Raw genomic sequence first — 24,658 nt, forward strand, 5'->3', positions numbered from 1 at the left:
ATTATAATGCCTAAGTAAGGGCTAATAAAGATGATAAAATTTTTCAAACAGTTGCCTAGCGCCATCTTGGCGAATTTGCACGATGCTTTGCCTATTCTGCTTATTGTTTTGTTTTATCAGATGACGATTCTTGAGATCCCGCTCCCTGAAATTGTGGGCATGGTGGGATGGATTGTATTCGTCGCTTTTGGTTTAACTATGATTCTGTGAAAGACAAAAAAACCCGCGTTAGCGGGTTTTTTATAGGGCTAGAGACGTAACGCGTTACTGCGCACTGGCAACATTGTTTTGAGCGCCGTAATAGACCCATTCAACAAGATCATCGTGTGCTTCTTTGGCTGTCGCCCGGATACTAGCGTCATTGTGCAAGAGCGCTACCACATAGGTTTGCCCATTGGCTGCGGTTAAATAGCCAGCGAGTGCACGTACATCACGCAACGTGCCGGTTTTAAACTTGCCACGTCCTGCAAGATTTTTCAGGCGACTTTTTACAGTACCATCCACTCCCAAAATCGCCATCGAACGCATCAGTTCGTCACGGTAAGGGCTGTTATACGCATCGACAAGCATTTCACCCATTTCACGGGTTGAAATCCGCTCTACCCGGCTTAGACCGGAACCATTTTCAATTTTGAGGTTGGAGAAGCGTAAGCCCCTGCTTTCCATAAATTGCCCAACAGCACCAGCACCTTTTTGGGTTGTACCGGGTGCGCCGAATTGTTTCGCGCCCATGGATAACAGGACTTGGCGAGCTTTGACGTTGTTGCTGTCTTTGTTGATTTCAACCAATACGTCACGCAACGGTGCTGATTGGTGAGTGCTGGCTAATTGTGCACCAGCCGGAACAGCTTGTACCTGAAGCCCACCGTTGAGGTGCCCGCCCATTTCGCCAACCCATATTTTCCAGAAATCACCGAATAGATTGGCGTTTAGATCATTGCCATTGCGTGGCGCAATCGGGCAAATACGCTGGATTTGTCCTGCTTTATTGCGCATTTCATAGCAACTGCCACGTTCGTTATAGAGCAGGGCTTCGGGTTGGGCGTTGTAACTGGCTCCATCCTTGCCGTCAATTGCTGCTTGGTAGGGGACATTGAAATAGGTTTTATCAACCACAAAGTTACCCGCGATATTACGGATACCCCGCGCACGCAGCCCTTGTAATAATTGACGGAAATCAGCTTCACGGAAATCTGGGTTGCCGTAGCCTTTAATGATGACATCCCCTTGCAAGGTATCGCCAGCGATATTACCGGTGGTGTAAATTTCGGTTGGCCAACGGTAATCAGGCCCCAGTACCCCTAAAGCAGCATAGCTGGTGACCAGTTTCATCGTCGAGGCTGGGTTACGTGGGGTATCGGCATAAGCCACTAGCAAGGGTTGACCGCCATTCACTGGGCGTACATAAGCGCCAAGATTTTGCTCCGACAGGCCACGTAAACGTAGGCTGCTGGCAATGTTGTCAGGTAAACGGTTGAGTTTGCCCGAACCCCGATAAGTCTTATCACCACCAGCGGAACTTAATAGCGTTGGTTGTAACTTGGCAGCAGGCGTTGGGCTTTCTACGTGGTTGGCAGCACGTGTTTGCCATTGTTCCGGCTGTTTTGGTATTGCTGGTTGTACGGAAGACTGTGACGGGGTATCCCCAAACAATTCCGCTTGTGTGAGGGTAGCGCCAGCATTCGCGACAGCCGTACCCGGTTGGACATTTTGTGAACTGCACGCTACCAGCGATACTGAAAGCATCAGTAATGTGCCCAGATGCAAAATTCGCATAGATTCCCCGTTCTTCATGTTTCCGTACCCAATGATTTTAGCGCCCCGTCTGAAAACAGGTGAGATGAAAAATAAATATTGTAAGCCCTGTTGCCCGATAAGTCTTTCATGACTTGCATAAATAGAGACTTAATCAGGCTCAAAAGTTCCCTGTGCGGCTAAACAGCCCCATGAAAAAAGCCTACCTTCTCAATCTAAAGGTAGGCTGGGTTGGTGGTATTTCGCTCTACGAAACAAATTGATCATAAACCGATCAATTCGGCATGGTAGCCTCGTTGCTGCACAGTCTTCAATATGTCATAAGAATAAGCCTGCTCAGGATCATAATCCACCACCATTAAGTGGCGGGTACGTTCATTCATACACGCGGAAAGAATGCCGGGGGAAAAAGATAGGTCATATTCCAGTGTGTGAATTTCGGTATCGGAAAGCTCTTCGTCGATATGCATAACGACGGCTACATCATATTTATTCATAAGTCAGCTCCTGGATATTGTCTTTAGGTTCACCGTCCGAATCGGCGTGAATTGCCGGACAGCTTGCTGGATGCGCTTCTGGGATAGAAACGAAAGGAAAAATCGCTTGTGTAGCATAACCTCCTGCATTAGGTTACATCACTTAACGCTAAGTCAGATTTTAGCGCTTGTCAAAAGCAACTACATTTCATGTATGAATCATCACAAGGTGATGGAGAAACTTGCCGGTGTTGTGCAGGGTTTGAGAATGTCCGGCAGCATGTTATGCTTTCATTCGACTCAACTTTTTAGTCGGAGGAAATTTAAAATAATGAAAATATTAAAACAATCGTTATGGACAGGATGGACGCGCCGTATCGGTGTGAGCATCACTGCCTTAACCCTTGCTGCTACGTTTAGCTTGCCTACCGCAGCCATGGCCAAAGAGAAAAAAGCTGCCAGTAAAGTGAGTGCTCAGCAGAAGTCGAGCAAGAAAGTCAGTCACAACAAGGCAAGTAAAAAGGTTCATAAAACCAAAATACGTGCCAAGCACACCAAAGCAGCAAAAAGTCGTGTGCTTAGTAAACAACGAAGTAAGTCCACGAATGAATCGCAGCAATGGGTGTGGAACCCTTCTCAAGAACCTAAGCAGGCTTATTACACCATACCTGCATCCGTTGCCGGTGTAGCCGGAAGCCCGCCGAGCCAGCCCGCCTTTTTACCCCCCGAAGCCCCTATCCCCGCCAAACCGGTGGCTGAATCAGGCAAAGCCCATCAGGTAGGTACAGCCTCTTTCTACAGTGACAAATTCAATGGTCGTAAGACGGCGAGTGGTGAACGGTTCGACCAGAATGATTTGACCTGTGCGCATGGTAGCCTACCCTTTGGTTGCCGCATCCGTGTGACCAACTTGCGTAATAACAAAGCGGTGGAAGTGAAAGTCAACGACCGGGGCGGCTTTAGTAACCACGGGCGGGTGATTGACTTGTCAAAAGCCGCTGCCAAAGAAATCGGCATGGTTGCTACGGGTACTGCCAAAGTCAAAGTTGAGGTATTGGAATAAAGCATTCCTCCCGTTTACCTGTGCATAACAGCACGGTTGCCGGTGGGTTAACCGTGCTGTTTGTAGTGTTGACGTTGCTTACCGTGTATTACGCAGTACGTCAAAGTGCAGAGCAGCGTTTGCAGCAAGAAACCAGCGCCCTCTCACAGCAATTGGTAGGGCAATTAACGGCTGAATTAGAAAAACACCGCTACTTGCCGGAGCTACTGGCACAATCCACAGAGGCTCGCTCGCTACTCAGCTCTCCCACCCCTGATCCAACCGCCTTAGCAGCATTTAACCAGACGCTGGAAAAAGTGAACCGCATTGCTGGCACTGCTGATATTTACCTGATGAGTATTGACGGTTTGACCATCGCTGCCAGTAATTGGAATACCCGTGCTTCTTTTGTCGGCAAAAATTTCGCGTTTCGGCAGTATTTCCAGCAAGCGATACAAGGACAGTTAGGACGCTATTATGCTTTAGGCACGACATCAAAAAAGCGTGGTTATTACTTTGCCCATGCAGTGCATGATCGTGACGGTAAGGTGATTGGTGTGATGGTGGTGAAAGTCGATATTGATCTGCAAGAAGAACGCTGGAAACAAACAACGGCTGATTTCATGGTGGCGGATCGTGACAGCGTGGTGTTCATGTCCAGCCGTGACGAATGGCGTCTACGTTCTTTACACGTTTTATCCGCAGCCACTCAGGCAGCATTACACAAAAACCAGCGTTACGATCAACAAGCCATTGAACGTTTGCCTAGCAACTGGCGTATTAACCCGGCATTAGAATGGCAACGTGTCAGCACCGCTCAGCAACAGTATTTGGTACATAAACGCCCGATGGATTTCATCGACTGGGATGTGTATATCCTAACGGACTGGAGCAGTGTCACCCGTGCAGTAGTCACCATGGTGCTGATGACAGCGTTTATGTTATTGCTAACGTTGTTGTTATTGTACGTATTGTGGAAAAATCAGCGCCAACGCCGTGAATACGAGCAAAAAGCCCGCGAAGATTTGGAAGCCAAGGTCGCAGAACGCACGCAAGAATTGCACCGTACCCAAGAGGAATTGGTACAGGCGGCAAAAATGGCAGCCTTGGGGCAGCTTTCCGCCGGAATCAACCACGAACTCAACAACCCGCTGACGGCGATTCGTGCTTATGCTGACAATGCCGCGCAATTTCTTGAAATTGGCAAGCCCGATATTGCCCGCAACAACCTGACTGAAATCGTGGGGTTAACTGAGCGCATGGCGACGATTACCCGCCAACTCAAAACGTTTTCACGCAAAAGTGCCGGGCAAATTGAAACCTGTGATTTGCATTGGGCGTTGGATTCAGCGCTAAGTATTGTCCAGCCCAAGCTGACACAAACGCACGTCGTGTTGGAGCAGCAACGGGGCGAACAGACCCGTTATGTACAAGCGGATCTGGTGTGGTTGGAACAGATTCTGGTCAACTTATTGAGCAATGCTGCCGAAGCGGTGCAAGAGCAAAACGAGCAGCGCTTGTGGGTGGTGCTGCAAGCACGTGATGGGCAAGTACAGGTGAGTGTACGTGACAATGGCACGGGGATCAGTGAATCAGCGATGCCCCATGTTTTTGAAGCCTTTTTTACCACTAAAACCATTGGTAAAGGCTTGGGCTTGGGGCTGTCGATTTCCTATCGCCTTGCACGTGAGATGAATGGTGATTTACGTGCCACCAATGCCCCACAAGGTGGCGCAGTATTTACGCTCACATTGCAAGCAGCGACTCACGGAGATTCCCCATGATTGCCCCTAATATCCTGTTGATTGATGATGAAAAGACAGTCCGGGATGCTACCGCGCAATCCCTCCTGTTAGCCGGATACACGGTGGAAACCTTTAGCCGTGCGGCTGATGCCTTGCAAAAACTAACGGCTGAATTCGAGGGCGTGATTATTTCTGACATCCGAATGCCGGAAATGGATGGTTTGGAGTTTCTTCAGCGGGTACTGCGTATTGATCGTGATCTGCCGGTCATTTTGATCAGCGGACATGCGGATGTGGCGACGGCAGTGAGCGCGATCCGCAATGGCGGTTATGACTTGCTGGAAAAACCCTTTTCCAATACACAATTGGTGGAAGTGGTGAAACGCGCCAGCGACAAACGCCGTTTGACCCTAGAAAACCGTGCCTTGAAAGAAGCACTGGCAAACCAAACGCGCCCCGGCCCCCGGATTATTGGGCAAACCCCCGCTATCATGATGTTACGCAAAATGATTACGCGCATTGCCAACGTCAATGCCGATGTGTTGGTGATGGGGGAAACCGGCACGGGCAAGGAGTTGGTCGCCCGTTCTATCCACGAACAAAGCCAGCGACGCGATCATAATTATGTGGCAATTAACTGTGCGGCGATTCCCGCCAGTTTGCTCGATAGTGAGCTATTTGGGCATGAGGCGGGGGCATTTACTGGGGCAAAAGGCAAACGCATTGGCAAGTTTGAACATGCAAACGGTGGCACGCTATTTCTGGATGAAATCGAGGGAATGCCACTGACCACGCAAGCCCCCTTATTGCGGGTACTGCAAGAGCGCAAGATTGAGCGGCTTGGGTCTAATAAGCTGATTCCACTGGATATTCGGGTGATTGCTGCCACTAAAGTCGATTTGAAAGATGCAGCAGAACGGGCTGAGTTTCGACGGGATTTGTACTACCGCTTAAATGTGGTGACGTTGGAAATTCCTCCGTTGCGAGCGCGGCGTGAAGATATACCGTTGCTGTTTCAGCATTTTGTGTTGATTGCGGCAGCCCGTTGCGAAACCGAAGTGCCGCCGCTCAATAGCCAAGCCTTGCACGTGCTGATGGGGCATGACTGGCCGGGCAATATCCGTGAATTACGCAATATTGCCGAGCGTTATGTGTTGCTGGGGGAGGCATACAATTTCGATCTGGCGACCCTGATGAATGCGGGGGATAAATTGGAAGGGTTTGAAACAGTTACCATAAAATCTATCTAAATCTATTCAAACTTTATCATTTTGGTTAGGTTTATAAAAGCGTAGTGCCGTTTATCCGTAAAAGATAGCAGCAAAAGCACGGATGACTAGACAACTATCACACCGTGCTGCATTCTGTTTGCCATGATCATCAGCCACAAAATCCGCCTTGACCCCAACCATAAGCAAGCGACGTACTTGGCGAAAGCCGCTGGTACAGCACGGTTCGCCTACAACTGGGCGTTGGCAGAATGGCAAACCCAATACGCCGCATGGAAAGACGATAACACCCAGCCAAAACCCAACCAAATGGGCTTGCGCCGCCAATTGAACGCCATCAAACGCGAACAATTCCCCTGGATGCTGGAAGTCACCAAAAACGCCCCGCAAATGGCGATTATCCAACTCGGTGCAGCTTTCAAGAACTTCTTTGCGGGGCGAGCCAAGTACCCGCAATTCAAAAAGAAAGGCAAAAGCCGCGACAGTTTCACCCTCACCAACGACCAGTTCAGCCTTGACGGTTGCCGCATCCGCATTCCCAACCTTGGGGTAGTACGGATGCGGGAAACGTTACGCTTTTCCGGCAAAATCCTCTCTGCCACGGTTTCCCGCACCGCTGACCAGTGGTTCGCCAGCATCACCGTGGATACCGACCAACATCATCTCCCGCCTGCCAAAAACCAAGGCACGGTAGGGGTGGATTTGGGCGTATCTGCACTGGCAACCCTATCAACGGGGGAAAAAGTGGTTGGGGCAAAGCCGCATAAAGCCTTGCTTTCCCGCCTAAAACGGCTCTCGCGCAGCCTGTCCCGCAAGGTCAAAGGCAGTGCCAACCGTCACAAGGCGAAGCAGAAGCTGGCAACACTTCACGCACGTATTGCCAACATTCGCCAAGACAGTTTGCACCAACTCACTACGGATTTAACCCGCCGTTTTCACACCATCGGCATTGAAGATTTGAACGTGTCGGGTATGGTGAAAAACCGTCATTTATCCCGTGCCATCAGTGACATGGGATTCTTCGAGTTCCGGCGGCAACTGGAATACAAGGCGGAAATGCGGGGTGCGGTGGTCGTGGTGGCTGATCGGTTTTTTGCCTCCAGCAAAACCTGTTCTGCTGCTGGCTGTGGGCATAAAGTGGAGAAGCTGCCACTGTCGGTACGTGAATGGACTTGCCCCGTTTGCGGTGCAGTCCATGACCGTGACATAAATGCCGCCAAGAATTTAGAAGAATACGCCGTGAGTTACACGGTGTCTGCCTGTGGAGGGGAAGGCTCTGGTCTTGGGCGCAAGCCGAAGACGAAACCAGCCCCCGTGAAGCAGGAATTCAACACCATGACTACTTTTAGTTAGCTATAGGTAGATTTGGGTAGGTTTGAAATAACGGTTGTCATTGACTGAACAAGTGGCATGTTTTGAGAAAACTTTGATTGTGCAGGCGTTAAATCACCACCAAGGCAATACACGAGCGGTGATGGAGGCATTGGATTTGCCCCGTAAAACCTTGACGGACAAAATGAAAAAGTACGGTTTGGACAGGGAGCAGTTTCGCGATTGATGCGGATGAATACGCGCTAAATGCGACGATTCCGCAGTAATTTGCGAAATAGTCTTGACGATTCCGCAAATTACTGCGAAATTGCCGGTATGAAACGATTGCAACAAGCCCTTATCAGCAACGATTTACGCCGTAAAATGGTATTCCTGACTGGCCCGCGTCAAGTGGGGAAGACCAGTATCGCGAAGGCTATTGCGGCAGAAACGTCATCGGCAGTGTACCTCAACTACGACAGTTTTGCCGACCGCGCTATTATCCATGCTCAAGCGTGGCTGCCGTCCACGCATCTGTTGATTCTGGATGAGTTGCACAAAATGGCGGAGTGGAAAAACTACCTTAAGGGTTTGTATGACACCAAGCCGGAACACTTGCAAATTCTGGTGACGGGCAGTGCGCGGCTGGAAACATTTCGTCAAAGTGGAGATTCACTGGCAGGGCGTTTTTTCCGGCATCGCCTCAATCCTTTGTCCTTGGTGGAAATTCCTGATGCGGATGAGGCAGCTCTTGAAAGACTCATGGAGCGGGGTGGTTTTCCTGAGCCTTATCTGGCTGAAGCGCTGGCAGATGCCAACCGTTGGCGTTTGCAATACATTGACGGGCTGATCCGCACCGATATTCTCGATTTTGAAAAAGTACATGATTTCAAAGCGATTCAGCTTACTCTGACCTTATTGCAACAGCGTGTTGGGTCGCCACTTTCCTACACGTCGCTGGCGCAGGATGTTGGTGTATCGCCTAACACGATCAAGCGTTACATCGAAATTTTTGAAGCCCTGTACATCATTTTCAGGGTCACGCCTTGCCACCGCAATATTGCCCGTTCCTTGCAGAAAGACGCGAAAATCTATTTTTATGACACGGGTCTGGTTAAAGGTGACAACGGTATCCGCTTTGAAAATCTGGTGGCGGTCAGCTTATTGAAGCACCTGAATGCGATTGAAGATTACCAGGGCAAACCGACTAGCCTCAGCATGTTTCGCACCAAAGAACAAAAGGAAGTCGATTTTGTGCTGCTGGTCGATGATGAACCGGTGCAAATGGTGGAGGTGAAATTATCCGACCCTGCGGTTAGTCCGAACTTGCGCTATTTCTACGAAAAATACGGCGTTCCGGCGGTGCAGCTTGTGAAAAACCTGCGCCAAGAACGCATGGATAAAGGCATTGAAGTGCGGCGGGCGTTGGATTATTTGAAGCAGTTAGCGCTTTAAACGTATCGCTATCTTGGGTTTCCGCGCCCGTATTGTTAAGCTGGATAAAAGCACCTAACCCAAAGCAGTAGCCAAATGGATCACAAGCAAGAGTTCCGTACAAAGTTAGCCACGTTCGTTGGCAGTATCCAGCAATATGTCAGTACCGATGATGGGCAGTGGACAGTCAAGGGTTTCATCGACGTGTTTCAGAGCGTTTACACAATTTCATCCGATACCAAGATCGTTTCTAAGATATTGGAAATTCACTTGTTTCCGAAAATCCTCCAGTTTGCGCAAGACAACGGCTATCGTGTGGTGTTGGCTGACCATCAGAACTACTACCCAGATATATCTTTTGTCAAAGAAGATGATGAAAGCGTAAAATTTGCCGTTGATTTCAAGACAACCTACCGTAATCCCAGAAAGCCGCACTTGTGCAACGGTTTCACTTTGGGTTCGCACGGGACTTACTTCGAGAATCGCCAAAGCACCAAAAACATCCAGTTTCCCTATGCCACGTATGCGGGGCATTTTTGCCTTGGCATCATTTATGACCGTGCAGAGGGGGCAACGATAGACGAAACCCGTTCCCATCGGCTGGATGAATTGCAGTCCATCGCTTCAGTGATCAAAAATTTCCAGTTTTTCGTGGTGGAAAAATGGCAAATCGCCAGTGACAAGGGCGGCAGCGGCAATACCGCCAACATCGGTAGCATCAACAATATCGACGACATTATTAACGGACGCGGCATGTTTTCCCGCTTGGGAGAAAGTTGGTTCGACGATTATTGGATGAACTATTGCAAAATCATTGTGCAAGACGAGCAAGGTGTTACCAACAAAATTTCGACGCTGAAAGCCTTTGTTGCCTATCGCGGTGGTGATGTTTCATTAGTGGTCGATAAACAGAATAGTGGGGAATGATACCAATGAAAGTCAGCGTTCCCCCGATTAAATCTCAAGGCATCAAAACCAAACTTGTGCCGTGGATCAAAAACATTATTCCCGCTAATTTTGATGGGCGGTGGGTTGAGCCATTCATGGGGACTGGCGTTGTGGCTTTTAACCTTGCCCCGCAACAGGCTTTGCTATGCGATACCAATCCGCATTTGGTTCACTTTTATTCTTGCCTTGCTAAAGGTGTGATTACGCCTGAAAGTGTTCGCGCTTATTTGAATAGGGAAGGGGCTTTGCTACTGGAAAAGGGCGAAGTACATTACTACGAAATCCGTGAGCGATTTAATAAATACCATGCACCCTTGGATTTTTTGTTTCTAAATCGAGCCGGATTTAACGGCATGATTCGTTTCAATCGGAAGGGTGGGTTCAATATTCCGTTTTGTCGTAAACCGCAGCGGTTTGCTCAGGCTTATGTGACCAAAATCGTGAATCAGGTCGATGCCGTCGCTAAAATCCTGCACACCAAACAGTTTGAGTTTAAATGTCAGGATTTCACCAAAACACTCCAAGAAATTTCGGCGGATGACATTGTGTATTGTGATCCGCCGTATATTGACCGCCATGTAGATTATTACAACGGTTGGGATGAGCTTCAGGAGCATCGCCTCCATGCTGCGCTGGAAAAGCTGGAGGGTAAATTCATTCTTTCCACTTGGCATCACAATGATTTTCGGGAGAACACCTACATCAAGTCATTGTGGGACAGGTTTAACGTGCTGACACGGGAGCATTTCTACCATGTCGGCGCGAGTGAAGATAACCGCAATCCGATGGTTGAGGCATTAGTGACAAACTACAATCTGCCAACCGATGATAAAAAGGTAGAGGCATTCCAGCAATTTGCGTTGTTGGGTTAAACTTTAACGCTCTGCAACCACATCTCCAACGCTGCCATGTGCCACAGCTTACTCCCTTGAATCCGCGTCAAATGCGTTTCGGGGGAAACCAGCACTTTGTCGATATAGCTACGCCGATACAAGCCCCGTTCCCGACACGCTTGCGAATCCAGCAAATCGCGCATCATGTCCAGAAACTCACCGCGCACAAATTTAAGCGCAGGCACAGGGAAATACCCCTTGGGGCGGTCGATCACGCTATCCGGCACTAGCCCCCGCGCAATTTGTTTCAGCACGTATTTACCGCCGTCACGCAATTTCAATTCGGTCGGCATTTGCGCTGCCAGTTCCACCAATTCGTGATCGAGGAACGGCACACGCGCTTCCAGCCCCCACGCCATCGTCATATTATCCACGCGCTTGACTGGATCGTCGACGATGAAAGTGGTGGTATCAGCCCGCAATACCGCATCCAGCGTTTCTTCCGCATCGGTTGATTCCAGCAATTCGCGCACCAATTCGCCCGTGTAATCGCGGGTTTGGAACGGGGTTTGCAACATCTCCGCCATTTCGCTGTGGTCGCGGTCGAAATAATACGGCGCGAGGCGTTGCAGCATGTCGGGGTTTTTGTCGGCGTGCGCTTGCGGATACCAGAAATAGCCGCCGAACACTTCATCCGCGCCTTGCCCGGATTGCACCACTTTCACATGCTTGGAGACCTGTTCGGAGAGCAGGTAAAAGCCAATCGCATCTTGCCCAAACATCGGTTCTGCCATGTTTGCCACCGCTTCTGGCAGGCGTGACAGGGTGTGTTCGTTGGGGATGTGGAACTTGTGGTGCGTGGGGCGGAAGCGTTCCACCACTGCGTCGGAGTATTCGTATTCGCTGCCTTTTTCCTCCGGCTGGTCGTCGAAACCGATGGTGAAGGTGCGGATGTCTTGTATGCCAATTTCAGACAGCAAACCGACCAGCAGGCTCGAATCTAGCCCGCCGGAAAGCAGCACGCCCACGGGTACGTCGGCGATATTGTTACGGCGACGCACGGCGGTTTTCAGCGACTCATGCACCGCGTCGATCCACTCCTGTTCGGAACGTGGCTCGCGTGGGCGACGTGCCACCAGATTCCAGTAACGTTTCAGCTCTTGCCGTCCGTCAGCGTGGATGGTGAGGCTGTGTGCGGGTTGTAGTTTGCGGATGCCGTTCAATACGGTGCGTGGCGCAGGCACAACGGCGTGCAGCGAAAACAGGTTGTGGATTGCGAGCGGGTCGAGGCTGGTATCAATCCCCGGTGTGGTCAGCAAGGCTTGGGTATTGGAGGCAAAGCGGAAACTTTTACCGTCAGCGGCGTAGTACAGCGGCTTGATGCCCATGCGGTCACGCGCCACGAACAGCACTTTTCGGCGCATGTCCCAGATGGCGAAGGCGAACATGCCGAGCAAATGCTTGGGCGCGTCTTCGCCCCATTCGGCGTAGGCTTTGAGGATGACTTCGGTATCGCCTTCGGAGAAGAAATGATGCCCGCGAGCCTTCAATTCCGCCCGCAATTCGGGGTGGTTGTAGATCGTGCCGTTGAACACCAGTGCTAAGCCGGATTCGATGTCGACCATCGGCTGGCTGGATTTGTACGACAGGTCGATGATGGCAAGGCGGCGATGCCCAAACATCAAGCCACCGTCGGAAAAGCTGCCCGCGTGGTCGGGGCCGCGCTTTTCCAGCTTCGCCATCATGCTGTTGAGGTATTTCAGTTCGGGGAGTTGCCCGTCGAGGCGTAGTTCACCGCAAATGCCGCACATGGGAGTTCCTTGTTATGTTCTTCAATGGGCATAGTTTGCCACATTGCTTGCTGATGTGTATTTCAACTTGTGTTGCTTGGGTCTATCATTTATATTTTATGTACACAATCACGTACAGGTTCCAGCCATGAATGCCATTTCCTACACCGCTGTGCGAGCGGATCTCGCCAAAACGATGGATCGGGTCTGCGAAGATCATGAACCCATCATCATTACCCGTAACCGCGAGCAAGCCGTGGTGATGATTTCGCTGGAAGATTACAAGGCGATGGAAGAAACTGCCTATTTATTGCGTAGCCCTGCCAATGCCAGCCGCTTGCTGGAATCCATTGCAGAATTGGAACGTGGTCAGGGGCAAGTGCGTGAGTTGATCGAATGCGTATAATCTTTTCATCCAAAGCGTGGGAGGATTACGTGCATTGGCAACAAGCCGACAAGAAAATCCTCAAACGTATCAACGATTTGATCAAAGCGATTTCGCGTGATCCGTTTGACGGTATCGGCAAGCCCGAACCGTTGCGGCACGGGCTTTCTGGCTATTGGTCACGCCGAATCAATGATGAACATCGGCTGATCTACAAAGTAGAAGGCGAGGACTTCCTGATAGCGATGTGTCGGTATCACTACCAATAAGTGCAAATCCTAGTTCGTTAAACGTTTCTGCAATTCTTCCTGCAATTTTTGCATGATCATTTCTTCAACGCTGGGTTGTGGTGGTTGTAACGGCGGGGTATCCGCAGGTGGTGTGGCGGCTTGCCCGTTCACGCCACGAATGTTGAAGGTGTGCGTCAGCGTTTGCCCCGCTTGCACGGTCAGGGATTTGTAGCCTTGAAACCCTTGGTATTCAAAGCTTACGACAAATTCTTGTGCAGGCAAGGTGAGTTCGGTGAGGGAAACGTTATTCGCACGTTCTACCACTGTGCCATCTAAGCGGGCGATGGTGAAATTGACCGGTAACGGGCTGCCATCATCCGCCGCGAGTGCCACGACCCTGAGTTTACCGCTAGGTGTTGCAGGTGGGGCTTGGGTAACAGGTGCGGGTACAGGTTGGCGTGGCGGCTGTGCCACTGGTGCGGGTGCAGCAGCAAGGGCAGGCAATGGAAAAATTTCATTGACCACAGCACCATCAGGCACGCTGATTGTGCGTGACAGGCTGGCGTAACCTTCGGCGCGTACCGTAATTTTGTATTTACCGGGTTTGAGCGTGAAAGCGGCTTTATTGGTGTACATGGCTTTGTCCAGATTCACGCCGTTGGCTTGCTGCACGTAGACATTGGCTTTGATGGGGTTGCCGGTTTCGGTTTGCGCCACAATTTCCAGCGTACCGGTTTTGCCGATGACAGGGGGCGCAGGCGTTGGTGTCGGGGGCGTGGGCAAGCTGGTGGTGACTTCATCAGCGGGTAAGTCGTCATCCGGCGTTGTGGCAACCGGAGCGGGGGTGATGGGTTTGGGTGGTGCGGTGGGAACCGTTTCTGTGGTGTCTTCTTTGTCTTCTGGTTCGCCTACCAGCTCGATGGTGTTGTCTTCCGTTTCCAGAGGTTTGTCATTCAGGGGCTTGGTGAAAATGGATTTGTCGCCAATCGCATCAGGGGAGGGCAGGTTGGCATTGGGCATGACCAGCGGCTGTTCCCAGCCGGAGGCACTGGGCGGGGCTTCTGCCGGATTGGGGGTAAACAGGCTTTTGATGCCAATCAGGGCGAAGATGACCAGCACTGCGCCGATGATCCATTTGGTGATTCCGCTCATGTCGAAGTCTCGTTAAGTCGTGTGATGTGTGGAGAATAGCAGAAAGTTGCGGTTTGCCCATTCCATTGATCGGGCGAAAGGTATTTTACCACCGCTGGGTTTCCGTGTTACACCTGCTTTTTTAAATGACGGATCGGTATTTTGTTACAAGCCAGCCACCTTCATTACGCTTACCCCGAAGCAGGTTGTGAACACACCGTGTTGCGCGATGTCAGCCTGAGCTTGCAAGCGGGCGAACACGTTGCGCTGGTGGGCAGCAGCGGTTCGGGTAAGTCTACGCTGTTGAACCTGTTGGGGGGAATTGATGTTCCCGCCAGCGGGGAAATTCAACTGGCGGGCAAAGTCTTATCACGCTTACGTGAGCCGGAACTGACGCTGTTTCGCCGTCAACACATTGGGTTCATTTACCAGCAATTTAACCTGATTCCCACGTTGACGGTGGCGGAAAATATCTTGTTGCCGTTGATGTTGCTGGGGGTTGAAGCGGCGGATCAGCAACGCCGTTTGCAACAGTGGTTGGAGGCGGTGCAATTGCCGACACGCGGCGCGGCGTTTCCCGATCAATTATCCGGCGGGGAACAGCAGCGCGTGGCGATTGCGCGTGCCTTGATTCATCAACCGGCGTTGGTGCTGGCGGATGAACCCACGGGCAATCTGGATGCGAAAACCGGCGCGTTGGTGCTGGATTTGCTGTTTTCACTGGCAGATGCGGCGCAACAAACCTTGCTGGTGGTGACGCACAGCCGCGCAGTGGCAGAAAGGGCGGGGCGTATTTTGGTCATGGTGGATGGTGGCATTAACGAGGGTATTTATGGCGAAATCACTACAACATTCGATTAATTCACACCGTGCCTTGCTCACGGATTTGTTAGGCAATGCGCTCAATGAATACGCAGGCAGAATCTTGCCGCAAATGGATGAGGTCGAGCGGCTGGATGAATGTATGCGGCGGGTATTCAGCGCACTGGATTATTGCAAATACGTGTACGTGCTGGATGCGAACGGGGTGCAAATCAGCTCCACGGTGAACCGTTACGGCGCTGACCCGGAAGGGCGCGGGCGTGACCGTTCCGAGCGCCCGTACATGAAGCACATGCAGGATGCCAGCATCGACTTTAACCTGTCGGAAGCTTACATCAGCCGCAATAAAAAGCGCCCGTCGATTACGGCGATTCAAAGCATTCGGGATGCCAACGGGCAGCGTGTCGGCTTTTTGGGGGTGGATTACGACTTGCGCGAATTGCCACATTCGGACGTGATTTACGAAGAGCCGAGTCAGTGGCGGCAAATCAAGGGCGACCCGGCAATCCGCAGCGGTTTGTTTGCGCAACAGCGGGTGGAGAGTGTGATGGATCGGCACATTGATGTGGTGCTGTCGGTGCATGAGGCGCTGATTCTTGATCAGGGGGTGCACCATTTTCAAATTCACTTTTCCAGCAGTCGTACCACAATTTGGCATCGGGATGACCCGTATGTGTACCGCATTCTCACCAATGAAGAGCTGATTGACCCGAATATTTGCTTGGCTTACCCGCGTCGCCCGTATTTTGAGCGGGCGATTGTGCCACCTGCGGATGTGGGCAGGGTATTGAAGCAGTTAAAAGCCTTGCGGTTTGCGGATGAAACCATTTATTTGCGTTCGGCGTCGCTGAATATTGTGAATGGCACGGTGGGGCTGAATTTCTCGTGTGACGGGTCGCATTATTTGAGTTATGACGAATTTCTTTCTAAGGGTTTGGATTTTTGGCTCGGGGATGACAGCAGCATTGCCTCGGAAGTGGCGTGTGCGGTGCAAGCACTCGATACGCAACGGTTGGATGCAGAGGTGGATGCGTTGGCAAGCATGGGCTGTATTCAAGTCAATAAGTTGTTGTATGCCCTAGAAAAAGGCGATGTGCCAGAGCGGGTCGCCGCTTTCAATGCTGATGAGCGCGATTACCTTTACCGCGAATTGAAGGCGGTGATGGATGTGTACGAGGGCGGTATATGCGGGTTGTAAGGTGAGCAATACCTTGCTGGTACGTTCCAGTTGGCGCTTTTTCACGCGGCATCCTTGGCAGTTGTGGCTGACGCTGTTGAGCATTGCGCTGGGTACGGCGGTGATTATTGCGGTGGATTTGGCGAATCAGAGCGCGGGGCAATCGTTTCGGGCGTCGGTAAATGCGCTGTCGGGGACGATGACACATGAAATCACTGCTGTGCGAGGCAACGTTCCTGATGAATTTTACCGGCAGTTGCGGGTGGAATGGGGGTATCGGGAATCCGCGCCAGTGGTGGAGGTGGCGATTGAGCAGGAGGGTTTGCAGGCTACTTTGCTGGGGATTGATCCGTTTGCAGCGCCGTTGCAGCAGGCAGCGGGAGTGAATATTGATGCTGATGAAGTGCGGCGTTTGCTGACTGAGCCGGGGGCGCGGGTGCGAGTCAGTGATGAATTGTGGGTGGCGGATATTGCGACGGTGCAAGGGAGAAAATCCCCCCTAACCCCCCTTTTGCAAAGGGGGGAATCAGATGGTGGCGCTGTTTCTTGCCTCCCCCTTTGCAAAAGGGGGACTGAGGGGGATTTTCTTCCTGGCCTTACCAAAATCCAACTCAAGTTAACGGAGGCGCAAGCCGCTGAACTTCAAGCCCGCCTGCCGCCTTCTCTCAAGCTCGAATCGTTCGCATCCCGCCAACAAGTGTTCACCCAGATGACACAAGCGTTTAGCACCAACTTGCTGGCAATGAGTTTGCTGGCGATGCTGGTGGGGGCGTTTCTGGTTTATAACACCATGACGTTTTCGGTGTTGCAGCGGCGGCAGGCGTTTGCGATTGGGCGCATGGTGGGGGTAACGGGTGGGCAGTTGTTCCGCCATTTGTTGCTGGAAGCCTTGGTATTGGGCGTGGTCGGTAGCGTGTTGGGAGTCTTGCTCGGTGTGTTGTTGGGGCAGGGTTTGCTGGTGTTGGTAACGCAAACGATCAGCGATTTGTACGTGAGTGTGCGGGCGACGGATTTGCTGCTGACTCCGGTGGTATTGCTGAAAGGCGTGGGCGTTACCTTGCTGGCGGTATTGGTGGCAACGTTAGCGCCTGCGTGGGAGGCAGCGCAGGTGTCGCCGGTGCAAGTGCAACGGCAATCGACGTTGGAGCAGGGCAATCAGCGCAGAGGTGCGGGCTTGGCGGTGGCTGGTGTGGTGCTGATGTTGGCGAGTGCGGGGTTGATTGGCTATTCCGGTAAGCAGTTGGTAACGGGATTTATCGGGCTGTTTTTGCTGATTGTGGGGTATAGCTTGTGCGTGCCGCTGGTATTGCGCGTGGCGTTGCACGGTTTGCAACGGTTGCGGTTGAGTTTGTTGCCGCGCATGGCGATACGCGGGGTGCAGGCGAGTTTGAGCCGTACCAGTTTGGCGATTATTGCGCTGACCGTGGCGGTGTCGGCAACGGTGGGCGTAAGCATTATGATCGGCTCGTTTCGGGCGAGTGTGGCGGAATGGCTGGAAATGACGCTTGCCAGTGATGTGTATGTGTCGGCAACGTCGCAGGAAGCGTCGCGGGTGGATGGTTCATTGCATCCCGATTGGATGCGGCGGGTGCAAGGGTTGGCTGGTGTTGAGGCGGTAAGTACGGGGCGCACGGCGCGGTTGACGGTGGAGGATTTTCCGCTGCCTGCGTTGGTGTTGCAGCCGAGTGGTCATAGCGGGCGCGGGTTTGCATTTTTGGAAGGGGATGCGGCGGCGATTTGGCAGCGGTTTCTGGCAGGCGAAGGGCTGCTGGTGTCTGAGCCGTTTGCGTATCATCGGGGCAAGCGGCGCGGTGATACGGTGCTAGTGACGACGGAATTGGCGGGTAAGGTTGGCTTGCCGGTGTTGGGGGTGTTTCGCGATTACAGTGCAACGCAGGGCATGGTGGTGTTGCCGCGTGGGTTGTACGAGCGTTATTGGGCGGATCGGGGAATTTCGTCGCTTGGGATACAAGCGGCAGCGGGGGCGGATGTGGCGGCGCTGAAGCGGCAGTTGCAAACCTGGGCGGGGGAATTGCAGCAGGCAGGGCAGCCGTTGGTGGTGCGTTCCAATCAGGATATTCGGGAATTTTCGTTGCAGGTGTTTGACCGGACGTTTGCGATTACCAATGTGTTGCGCTTGCTGGTGATTATTGTGGCATTCGTGGGCGTGTTCAGTGCGTTGATGGCGTTGTTTTTGGAAAAAGGGCGTGAGTTTGCGATTTTGCGGGCGACGGGGTTTACGCCGCAGCAATTACAGCGGCTGGTGTTGGGGCAGGCGGCGTTGATTGGATTGCTGGCGGGGTTGTTGTCGCTGCCCTTGGGGTGGTTGCTGTCGGTGGTGTTGATCGAGATCATTAACCAGCGTTCGTTTGGGTGGACGATGCAAACGCATGTGTTCGCGTTGGTGCCGTTGCAGGCGGTTGCGCTGGCGTTGGTGGCGGCGTTGCTGGCAAGTCTTTATCCGGTGCGGCGCATGGGGCGAGCCTCGGTGCGGGAGGGATTGAATGCGCGGTAATGGGTGGCTGATTGTATTGTTGCTGGTATTGGTGGGGTGTAGCAAAGCGCCAGAGCCGGATGCGTTTGATTTGAATACGGCATTGGGCGGGGTGGCGGATGCGCGGTTTAGCCGTGCGCTTGCGCCTCGCGCTTTTCAGTTTCCGCAAGATCACGCGGCGCATCCCGATTTCCGTAACGAATGGTGGTATGTGACGGGCAATGTGCAAACCGATGACGGGCGGCAGTTTGGCTATCAGGTGACGTGGTTTCGGATTGCATTAACACCGGATAAGCCGGTGAGTGCTTCACTCTGGGCAACGAATCAGGTGTGGATGGCGCATGTGGCGTTGACCGATGTGCAGTCCGGCGAACATTTACATGATCAGCGCTTGGCACGCGGGGCTGCGGGATTGGCGGGGCAATCCGTGCAACCTTTCCGTGTGTGGTTGGAAGATTGGCAGATGGTCGGCGATGGGGCGGGGGAATTTCCGTGGGCGATTGCGGTAAAAGCCAAGGATTTTACCCTGAATTTGCAATTGCGCCCGCAAAAGCCGCCGGTGTTGCAGGGTGATCAGGGGTTGAGCCAGAAAAGCAGTGAGGCGGGCAATGCCTCGTATTATTACTCGCTGACGCGCTTGCAGACGCTGGGGGAAATTTACCGTGATGGGCAGCGTTTCACCGTGACGGGTGAATCCTGGCTGGATCGGGAATGGAGTACCAGTGCGCTGGGGGCGGATCAGGCGGGGTGGGATTGGTTTTCGCTGCAATTGCGCGATGGGCATGAGCTGATGTTTTACCGTTTGCGCAAAAAGTCGGGGGAAACGGATACGCACAGTGCGGGTAAGTGGGTGTTGCCGGAGGGTACGGCGCAAACCTTGCGTCGGGATGATGTGGAGTTGAAGCCGTTGCGTTACTGGCAATCAGCAAGCGGAGCGCGTTATCCGGTGGCGTGGGAGATGTCTTTGCCGAAGCAGCAGCGGCATTGGCGGATTGAGGCGCTGGTGGATGATCAGTTGATGCAGACGGGGATTACGTACTGGGAAGGCGCGGTGCGCGTGGTGGATGTGGCGAGTGGCGAGGTGCTGGGGCGGGGGTATTTGGAGATGTCGGGGTATGATTAATTAGCCTGTAAACCAAAATTAATTACTATTTTTCATTGTTTTTCATAAAAAAATCTCATGATATAAGTCAATAAAATACTCAGAAAAATCAGTATTTGAGTGATCTTTAGGCTATACACTTAAGATGACTAGCCAATCACGATAGCGGGGTGAAAGTGATGAAAAAGAGTGCAATCTTGGCCTGTGCCTGTGCTGCTGTATTCCTTGCCGGTTGTTCTGTGTTTGAACAATCTGCTGAGCCACCTGATAAGGATAAAACGCCTCCTGTGGCAAACACGGGAGCTGGATCTTCTAAACCTGTACCTCCGGCAATCAAACCGGATCCTAAACCCAAGCCTTCGCCCGCAGTACCCGCACCCGGAACCCCGGATGAATATTTCCGCGAATGGATTAAACAGGATGGCAATAAGGCTGTTTTGCAAGCTTGGTTAAACAAGAAACCCAACGCACCTAAAGATATTGATAAGTTTCTGAGCGAAGCCAACTATAAAGACTTGCGTTATGAAGCTTATGCGGACTTGAAATCTTCCAAATAAGCGGGGTGAACCATGGATAAGGCAATTTTTTACAACGCAGTGCGTAATGCACCGTTTGATGGGGTGCTGGCTAAAAGCCAAGTGGAAGGGATGGAGGCGATTCTTGATGAATGGGATAAGCGCAATTTAACCGATGTCCGTTGGTTGGCTTACATCTTAGCGACCACCTACCATGAAACCGCCCGTACCATGCAGCCGATTGAAGAGTATGGCAAAGGGGCTGGGAAGGTATACGGCAATACCCCTTATTATGGGCGTGGCTTCGTGCAGCTCACTTGGGATTACAATTACCGGAAGATGGGCGATCGGCTGAGGGTGGATTTACTGAAGTATCCTGACAAAGCGCTGGATATGGATATTGCTACCCAAATCCTGTTTGAAGGCATGATCCACGGCATGTTTACCGGCGTGGGCTTGGGCAAATATTTCCATGAAGACAGTGACTGGTACAACGCCCGCAAGATCGTTAACGGGCTGGATCGGGCGGAACTGATTGCCCGCTACGGGCGTGCTTTCTTTTTTGCGGTGGATATTGCGCTCAAAGGTGAGCAGACCGGCAAATCCATGCAAGATCAGCTCAGCGATCTGATAAAAGAACCTGTGGAAGGTGAAATCAGGGAAATATACCGCGAATTTGGGTATGGTTCCTTGTTTATGTAAGAGGTAAACAGTAGGCAACAAAGAAGGGGGTAATAAATGGCTGTTTATGGCTTGCTGGTTGGCATTAACCATTATCAGAGTTCACAGGCTAGAACGCTGTATGGCTGTGAAAATGATGTCTACTTGTTTTCCAATACCTTGCAGAAGAAGTTTGGTATCCCCCCGGAAAATATTGACGTGCTGTTGAGTGCGCAGGCAACCCGGCAAAACATTATCGGGCATTTCCAGCAGCATTTGCTGGGGCGTGACTGGCAGGCAGAGGATAGTGCCGTTTTCTACTTTTCCGGTCATGGGGCGCAGACGCTTGCACCGGAGATTTTCTGGGATATGGAACCTGACCATTTGAATGAGTCACTGGTTTGCCATGATAGCCGTACCGCCGGTATTCCCGATTTGCGCGACAAGGAATTGCGTTACCTGATTGCGCAACTGGCAGCAAACCACTGCCAACACATCGTTGTCTTGCTGGATTGTTGTCATGGCGGGCATGGCACGCGGGTATTGGGTGACAAGGAAGAGGAATGGCGGCTTGCCCCGGTTGATACGGCTGAATACCCACTCGATAGTTTCATTTTCTGGCAGCAGGCAGGCAAAACACTGGATCAGGCGCAACTCAAAAGCCTGATCCCGGCATCGGGCAAACACATTTTGCTGTCGGGCTGTCAGGACTTTCAGGTGTCGATTGAGAAAGCACAAGGTTCGGTGTCCTCTGGATTCCAGAAACACGGTCTGTTTACGTTTGCCTTGTGCGAAACCCTGTCTGCTTTGCAATACCCGATCAGTTATCAGGAATTGCGCAACCACATCCATTTGCGCCTGCAAAGCAAAAACTTCAGTCAGGTTCCGCAAATTGAGGCGGTGGCCGGGGCGGATGTCACCCAAGTGGTGTTGGGGGTGGAACGTCTGTCGTTAAGGATTCTGGTTTCACAGGAAGCGGGGGAATGGAAACTGGATGCGGGCATGATGCACGGTTTGCATTCAGGGGATGAGTTGGCGTTGTTTGGCAAAGACGCTGCTATTGGCAAACCGGATACTTGCCTGACGACGGCACGCATCCAGCAGGTTGGCAGTTTCAACAGCACCTTGCTGGTTAACGATGCTGCTGTGTTGAAGGTGGCTGATCAGCCCTATACCGCTATTATTACCCGCCAGCATTTTGCCAAAACAGCCATACGTTTGCAGGGTGATGCCAGCAGTCTTCAGGAGGCACGTGCCATTCTGCAAGCAGGGGAATCCCCGGCTGATCCCGGTTGTTTTCTCAAGGAGGAGGAGCAACTAGGTGAAGCGCATTATATTGTCCATGCGCAGGCGGGCGCGTATTACCTGACCCAAACCAGCGATACCCGCCCGCTGTTTAAAAAGGCGGATGATGCCTTGAAGGTGTTGGAACAGGCAGCGTCGCTGGCGCGTTGGCAGCAAAAACGGGATTTACACAATCCGCAAACCCGGTTGGGTGATCCGGTTGAGATGGTGGTGACTTACGACGCTCAGGAATACATTAATGAGGATGTCACTTTAAAGTACACGTTTAACGGTTCACAATGGGAGCAACCCCGTTTTCATCTGGAACTGCGCCTTAAGCCTAACCAGCCCCCGTTGTATTATGCCTTGCTGTATTTCGATGGCAGCACCGGGGAGGTTTCCAATGTGTTGGCGAGTGGTGGTTGGCTTAGCCATGAAGGTTCCGATCAGGAAAACCAGCTCAAAGCTCAGCCCAAAGTCAAAGCCCGCGAAGGTAAAGTCATCCCCCTCAAAATCAAGGATGAATTGCTGACACAAGGCATTACCCGTATTCAGGATTCCCTTAAACTGATTGTTTGTGAAAGCATTTTTGATTCCAGTCTGTTAAACCAGCCGGGTTTGCAATTGTATGACGGCAAAGCGGCGGGTACACGCTCCTTGATGAACAGTTTGGAACAACTGGCGTTTGACTCCCACTTTCGTTCATTAGGTGACGAGGTTTCCGCAGCACCCACGGATTGGACGAGCAAAGTCATCAATCTGACGGTGATCCGCCCACAGGAAAGCAAGGCTGTCCCGGAACAGGATGCCGAACTGTTGCTGCAAGTTGGCAATCACGCGGTATACATTGAGCCACATCCTGCCTTCCGGGGGATGGTGCGCCTGACAGCGGCACATCAGGAAAATAGCCGGGGCATGGCACAAACCGTCTACGAACCAAGCGTACTCAGCGCTGATGCCAGTGTGTTTACGTTTAGCGATGGGCGCGGCGCGGATTTGGGGCTGGATGCGCTGGATATTTATCTCACCCGTGATGCGGCGGCTGTTTCCCCAGCGAATCCACTCACACTTTCTATTAACCAGCCTCTGGCTGCGGGTGAGCAGATCATCCCCTATGTTTATGACAGTGCAAGCCAGTTCTTTTTGCCACTGGGTTATGCCACAACAGGGGAGGATGGGCGTACTTTTATCCGTATCGAAAGCCTGCCAGAAGCAGCAGCAACCACCCCGGATGATGGCACCAAAAGCCTTGGCAGCGCTCTGAAAGTCTTGTTCCGCAAACTGGTTTACCGTGACTTGTTACGGATTGATGAGGAAATTCACGTGCTGGGGACACCGCGTTTTGCCCCCAATGACCCCGCCAGACTAGAGGGCTATACCCACGATAAACCCACGGTGGTCGCCAAAGCCAAGGATGCCCAACGCATCCTATTGCTGATTCACGGCATTATCGGTCACAGCAGCGCTATGGTGGGTTGCGTCAATCTTGTCCACAGTGCGGGGCAAGCGCCGTTGGGCGCAGCGTATGACCTGATCCTGACCTTTGATTACGAAAACCTCAATACCCGTATTCAAGACGTTGCCAAAGCTTTGAAAGCCCAGTTGGAACAGGCCGGGATTACGCCAGAGGGAGGCAAACGCATCGACATCCTCGCCCATTCGATGGGGGGGCTGGTGGCACGTTGGTTTATCGAACGCGAGGGTGGTGATCAGCTCGTCAATACGCTGGTGATGGTCGGCACGCCCAATGGGGGTTCGCCGCTGGCGTCTTTCAAAGAGCACGGTTATGCCGTCCTTAAAACCTGGGCGTACAGCAATCTGGTCGCTATTTTAAATGGTCTGACCACAGTAGCGGTGGGTGGTGTGGTGGTAGCGGCACTGATGAAATTACTGGATGCCGTCGATAACACCCTTGATCAACTCGCGCCGGATAGTGATTTCATCCATGAACTGGCAAATGCTGCGGAACCCGCCAATGTGCGTTACCGGGTGGTGGCAGGGGATACCAGTGGGCAAATGATTGCCCCCGGCAGGCATATGGCACGGCTTAGCACATTGCTGGCTTACTTGGGGCAGCGTACCAAACTCGCTGCTTACGACTTGCTGACAGAAAAGCTGTTTAAGGAAGCCAATGACATGGCGGTGGGGCATGGCAGCATGGTGCAGTTCAACCCGGTATGGCAGGCGGCAGTCACGGTTGAGCCGGTGCAGTGTGACCACCTGTCCTATTTTGCTGACCCGGCGGCGGTGCAGAAGATTGCCCAGCAATTGCGTGCGTAATGTTTTCAGGAGAAT

Annotated in this window: 21 protein-coding genes; 17 read left to right on the forward strand and 4 right to left on the reverse strand. The window is 52.1% G+C overall.

Annotated features, from left to right (window positions below; all coding sequences use genetic code 11):
- Positions 1 to 264: 264 nt before the first annotated feature.
- Positions 265 to 1,776 carry a D-alanyl-D-alanine carboxypeptidase gene (locus QJT81_03905; GenBank protein ID WGZ95145.1) on the reverse strand — a complete coding sequence of 504 codons (1,512 nt, stop codon included), beginning with the start codon at positions 1,774 to 1,776 and terminating at the stop codon, positions 265 to 267.
- Between the two features lie 242 nt (positions 1,777 to 2,018).
- Positions 2,019 to 2,252, reverse strand: coding sequence for a heavy-metal-associated domain-containing protein (locus QJT81_03910; GenBank protein ID WGZ95146.1), 234 nt, complete (start codon positions 2,250 to 2,252; stop codon positions 2,019 to 2,021).
- A 310-nt stretch (positions 2,253 to 2,562) separates the two neighbouring features.
- On the opposite strand from QJT81_03910, the gene QJT81_03915 reads away from it, so the two are divergent.
- The 8 genes from QJT81_03915 to QJT81_03950 all read left to right on the forward strand — a co-directional run bounded on the left by QJT81_03915 (position 2,563) and on the right by QJT81_03950 (position 10,812).
- Positions 2,563 to 3,294, forward strand: a complete 732-nt coding sequence (locus QJT81_03915) for a septal ring lytic transglycosylase RlpA family protein (GenBank protein WGZ95147.1) — start codon at positions 2,563 to 2,565, stop codon at positions 3,292 to 3,294.
- Positions 3,295 to 3,314: 20 nt separating this feature from the next.
- A complete protein-coding gene (locus QJT81_03920; protein WGZ95148.1) occupies positions 3,315 to 5,057 on the forward strand; it encodes an ATP-binding protein in 1,743 nt (580 codons plus the stop codon).
- On the forward strand, positions 5,054 to 6,268 hold the full coding sequence (locus QJT81_03925) for a sigma-54 dependent transcriptional regulator (GenBank protein WGZ95149.1): 1,215 nt from the start codon (positions 5,054 to 5,056) through the stop codon (positions 6,266 to 6,268). The genes QJT81_03920 and QJT81_03925 overlap by 4 nt, the downstream gene beginning before the upstream one ends.
- 123 nt (positions 6,269 to 6,391) lie before the next feature.
- On the forward strand, positions 6,392 to 7,600 hold the full coding sequence (locus QJT81_03930) for an RNA-guided endonuclease TnpB family protein (protein ID WGZ95150.1): 1,209 nt from the start codon (positions 6,392 to 6,394) through the stop codon (positions 7,598 to 7,600).
- Positions 7,601 to 7,652: 52 nt separating this feature from the next.
- Positions 7,653 to 7,805 carry a helix-turn-helix domain-containing protein gene (locus QJT81_03935; protein ID WGZ95151.1) on the forward strand — a complete coding sequence of 51 codons (153 nt, stop codon included), beginning with the start codon at positions 7,653 to 7,655 and terminating at the stop codon, positions 7,803 to 7,805.
- 89 nt (positions 7,806 to 7,894) lie between these two features.
- Complete coding sequence (locus QJT81_03940; protein ID WGZ95152.1) at positions 7,895 to 9,013, forward strand: ATP-binding protein; 1,119 nt, start codon at positions 7,895 to 7,897, stop codon at positions 9,011 to 9,013.
- A gap of 75 nt (positions 9,014 to 9,088) precedes the next feature.
- Entirely contained in the window at positions 9,089 to 9,919 is an 831-nt protein-coding gene (locus QJT81_03945) for an EcoRV family type II restriction endonuclease (protein WGZ95153.1), read from the forward strand.
- Between the two features lie 5 nt (positions 9,920 to 9,924).
- Positions 9,925 to 10,812, forward strand: a complete 888-nt coding sequence (locus tag QJT81_03950; protein WGZ95154.1) for a Dam family site-specific DNA-(adenine-N6)-methyltransferase — start codon at positions 9,925 to 9,927, stop codon at positions 10,810 to 10,812.
- On the opposite strand, the gene QJT81_03955 is transcribed toward QJT81_03950, so the two are convergent.
- On the reverse strand, positions 10,809 to 12,584 hold the full coding sequence (locus QJT81_03955) for an N-acetylglutaminylglutamine amidotransferase (protein WGZ95155.1): 1,776 nt from the start codon (positions 12,582 to 12,584) through the stop codon (positions 10,809 to 10,811). The genes QJT81_03950 and QJT81_03955 overlap by 4 nt on opposite strands.
- A gap of 127 nt (positions 12,585 to 12,711) precedes the next feature.
- Here QJT81_03955 and QJT81_03960 point away from each other — a divergent pair, with 127 nt between their 5' ends.
- Together QJT81_03960 and QJT81_03965 are read left to right on the forward strand one after the other, a co-directional pair.
- Positions 12,712 to 12,969, forward strand: coding sequence for a type II toxin-antitoxin system prevent-host-death family antitoxin (locus QJT81_03960; protein ID WGZ95156.1), 258 nt, complete (start codon positions 12,712 to 12,714; stop codon positions 12,967 to 12,969).
- On the forward strand, positions 12,960 to 13,217 hold the full coding sequence (locus QJT81_03965) for a Txe/YoeB family addiction module toxin (protein WGZ95157.1): 258 nt from the start codon (positions 12,960 to 12,962) through the stop codon (positions 13,215 to 13,217). The genes QJT81_03960 and QJT81_03965 overlap by 10 nt, the downstream gene beginning before the upstream one ends.
- 9 nt (positions 13,218 to 13,226) lie before the next feature.
- Here the strand turns inward: QJT81_03965 and QJT81_03970 are convergent, their stop codons facing one another.
- The gene (locus QJT81_03970) at positions 13,227 to 14,330 is read right to left on the reverse strand and encodes a PEGA domain-containing protein (protein ID WGZ95158.1); all 1,104 of its coding nucleotides are present in this window, start codon (positions 14,328 to 14,330) and stop codon (positions 13,227 to 13,229) included.
- A gap of 141 nt (positions 14,331 to 14,471) precedes the next feature.
- Here QJT81_03970 and QJT81_03975 point away from each other — a divergent pair, with 141 nt between their 5' ends.
- The 7 genes from QJT81_03975 to QJT81_04005 all read left to right on the forward strand — a co-directional run bounded on the left by QJT81_03975 (position 14,472) and on the right by QJT81_04005 (position 24,643).
- Positions 14,472 to 15,170: an ABC transporter ATP-binding protein gene (locus tag QJT81_03975; GenBank protein WGZ95159.1), complete on the forward strand. Its 699-nt coding sequence runs from the start codon at positions 14,472 to 14,474 to the stop codon at positions 15,168 to 15,170.
- Complete coding sequence (locus QJT81_03980; GenBank protein WGZ95160.1) at positions 15,142 to 16,329, forward strand: hypothetical protein; 1,188 nt, start codon at positions 15,142 to 15,144, stop codon at positions 16,327 to 16,329. Before QJT81_03975 ends, QJT81_03980 begins: the two co-directional genes overlap by 29 nt.
- A 1-nt stretch (position 16,330) precedes the next feature.
- Positions 16,331 to 18,823, forward strand: coding sequence for an FtsX-like permease family protein (locus tag QJT81_03985; protein WGZ95161.1), 2,493 nt, complete (start codon positions 16,331 to 16,333; stop codon positions 18,821 to 18,823).
- Complete coding sequence (locus tag QJT81_03990) at positions 18,813 to 19,925, forward strand: lipocalin-like domain-containing protein (GenBank protein ID WGZ95162.1); 1,113 nt, start codon at positions 18,813 to 18,815, stop codon at positions 19,923 to 19,925. The genes QJT81_03985 and QJT81_03990 overlap by 11 nt, the downstream gene beginning before the upstream one ends.
- Positions 19,926 to 20,074: 149 nt before the next feature.
- On the forward strand, positions 20,075 to 20,461 hold the full coding sequence (locus QJT81_03995) for a hypothetical protein (GenBank protein WGZ95163.1): 387 nt from the start codon (positions 20,075 to 20,077) through the stop codon (positions 20,459 to 20,461).
- 12 nt (positions 20,462 to 20,473) lie between these two features.
- Complete coding sequence (locus QJT81_04000; GenBank protein WGZ95164.1) at positions 20,474 to 21,121, forward strand: hypothetical protein; 648 nt, start codon at positions 20,474 to 20,476, stop codon at positions 21,119 to 21,121.
- Between the two features lie 36 nt (positions 21,122 to 21,157).
- The gene (locus QJT81_04005; GenBank protein ID WGZ95165.1) at positions 21,158 to 24,643 is read left to right on the forward strand and encodes a caspase family protein; all 3,486 of its coding nucleotides are present in this window, start codon (positions 21,158 to 21,160) and stop codon (positions 24,641 to 24,643) included.
- Positions 24,644 to 24,658 lie beyond the last annotated feature (15 nt).

The sequence above is a fragment of the Candidatus Thiothrix putei genome, from assembly GCA_029972225.1.
GTDB classification, from domain to species: domain Bacteria; phylum Pseudomonadota; class Gammaproteobacteria; order Thiotrichales; family Thiotrichaceae; genus Thiothrix; species Thiothrix putei.

Excerpts from the sequence above, each read along its gene's own strand:
- QJT81_03905 (WGZ95145.1), bottom strand. The coding sequence starts at position 1,776 with ATGCGAATTTTGCATCTGGGCACATTACTGATGCTTTCAGTATCGCTG.
- QJT81_03910 (WGZ95146.1), bottom strand. The coding sequence starts at position 2,252 with ATGAATAAATATGATGTAGCCGTCGTTATGCATATCGACGAAGAGCTT.
- QJT81_03915 (WGZ95147.1), top strand. The coding sequence starts at position 2,563 with ATGAAAATATTAAAACAATCGTTATGGACAGGATGGACGCGCCGTATC.
- QJT81_03925 (WGZ95149.1), top strand. The coding sequence starts at position 5,054 with ATGATTGCCCCTAATATCCTGTTGATTGATGATGAAAAGACAGTCCGG.
- QJT81_03930 (WGZ95150.1), top strand. The coding sequence starts at position 6,392 with ATGATCATCAGCCACAAAATCCGCCTTGACCCCAACCATAAGCAAGCG.
- QJT81_03940 (WGZ95152.1), top strand. The coding sequence starts at position 7,895 with ATGAAACGATTGCAACAAGCCCTTATCAGCAACGATTTACGCCGTAAA.
- QJT81_03945 (WGZ95153.1), top strand. The coding sequence starts at position 9,089 with ATGGATCACAAGCAAGAGTTCCGTACAAAGTTAGCCACGTTCGTTGGC.
- QJT81_03950 (WGZ95154.1), top strand. The coding sequence starts at position 9,925 with ATGAAAGTCAGCGTTCCCCCGATTAAATCTCAAGGCATCAAAACCAAA.
- QJT81_03955 (WGZ95155.1), bottom strand. The coding sequence starts at position 12,584 with ATGTGCGGCATTTGCGGTGAACTACGCCTCGACGGGCAACTCCCCGAA.
- QJT81_03960 (WGZ95156.1), top strand. The coding sequence starts at position 12,712 with ATGAATGCCATTTCCTACACCGCTGTGCGAGCGGATCTCGCCAAAACG.
- QJT81_03965 (WGZ95157.1), top strand. The coding sequence starts at position 12,960 with ATGCGTATAATCTTTTCATCCAAAGCGTGGGAGGATTACGTGCATTGG.
- QJT81_03970 (WGZ95158.1), bottom strand. The coding sequence starts at position 14,330 with ATGAGCGGAATCACCAAATGGATCATCGGCGCAGTGCTGGTCATCTTC.
- QJT81_03980 (WGZ95160.1), top strand. The coding sequence starts at position 15,142 with ATGGCGAAATCACTACAACATTCGATTAATTCACACCGTGCCTTGCTC.
- QJT81_03990 (WGZ95162.1), top strand. The coding sequence starts at position 18,813 with ATGCGCGGTAATGGGTGGCTGATTGTATTGTTGCTGGTATTGGTGGGG.
- QJT81_04000 (WGZ95164.1), top strand. The coding sequence starts at position 20,474 with ATGGATAAGGCAATTTTTTACAACGCAGTGCGTAATGCACCGTTTGAT.
- QJT81_04005 (WGZ95165.1), top strand. The coding sequence starts at position 21,158 with ATGGCTGTTTATGGCTTGCTGGTTGGCATTAACCATTATCAGAGTTCA.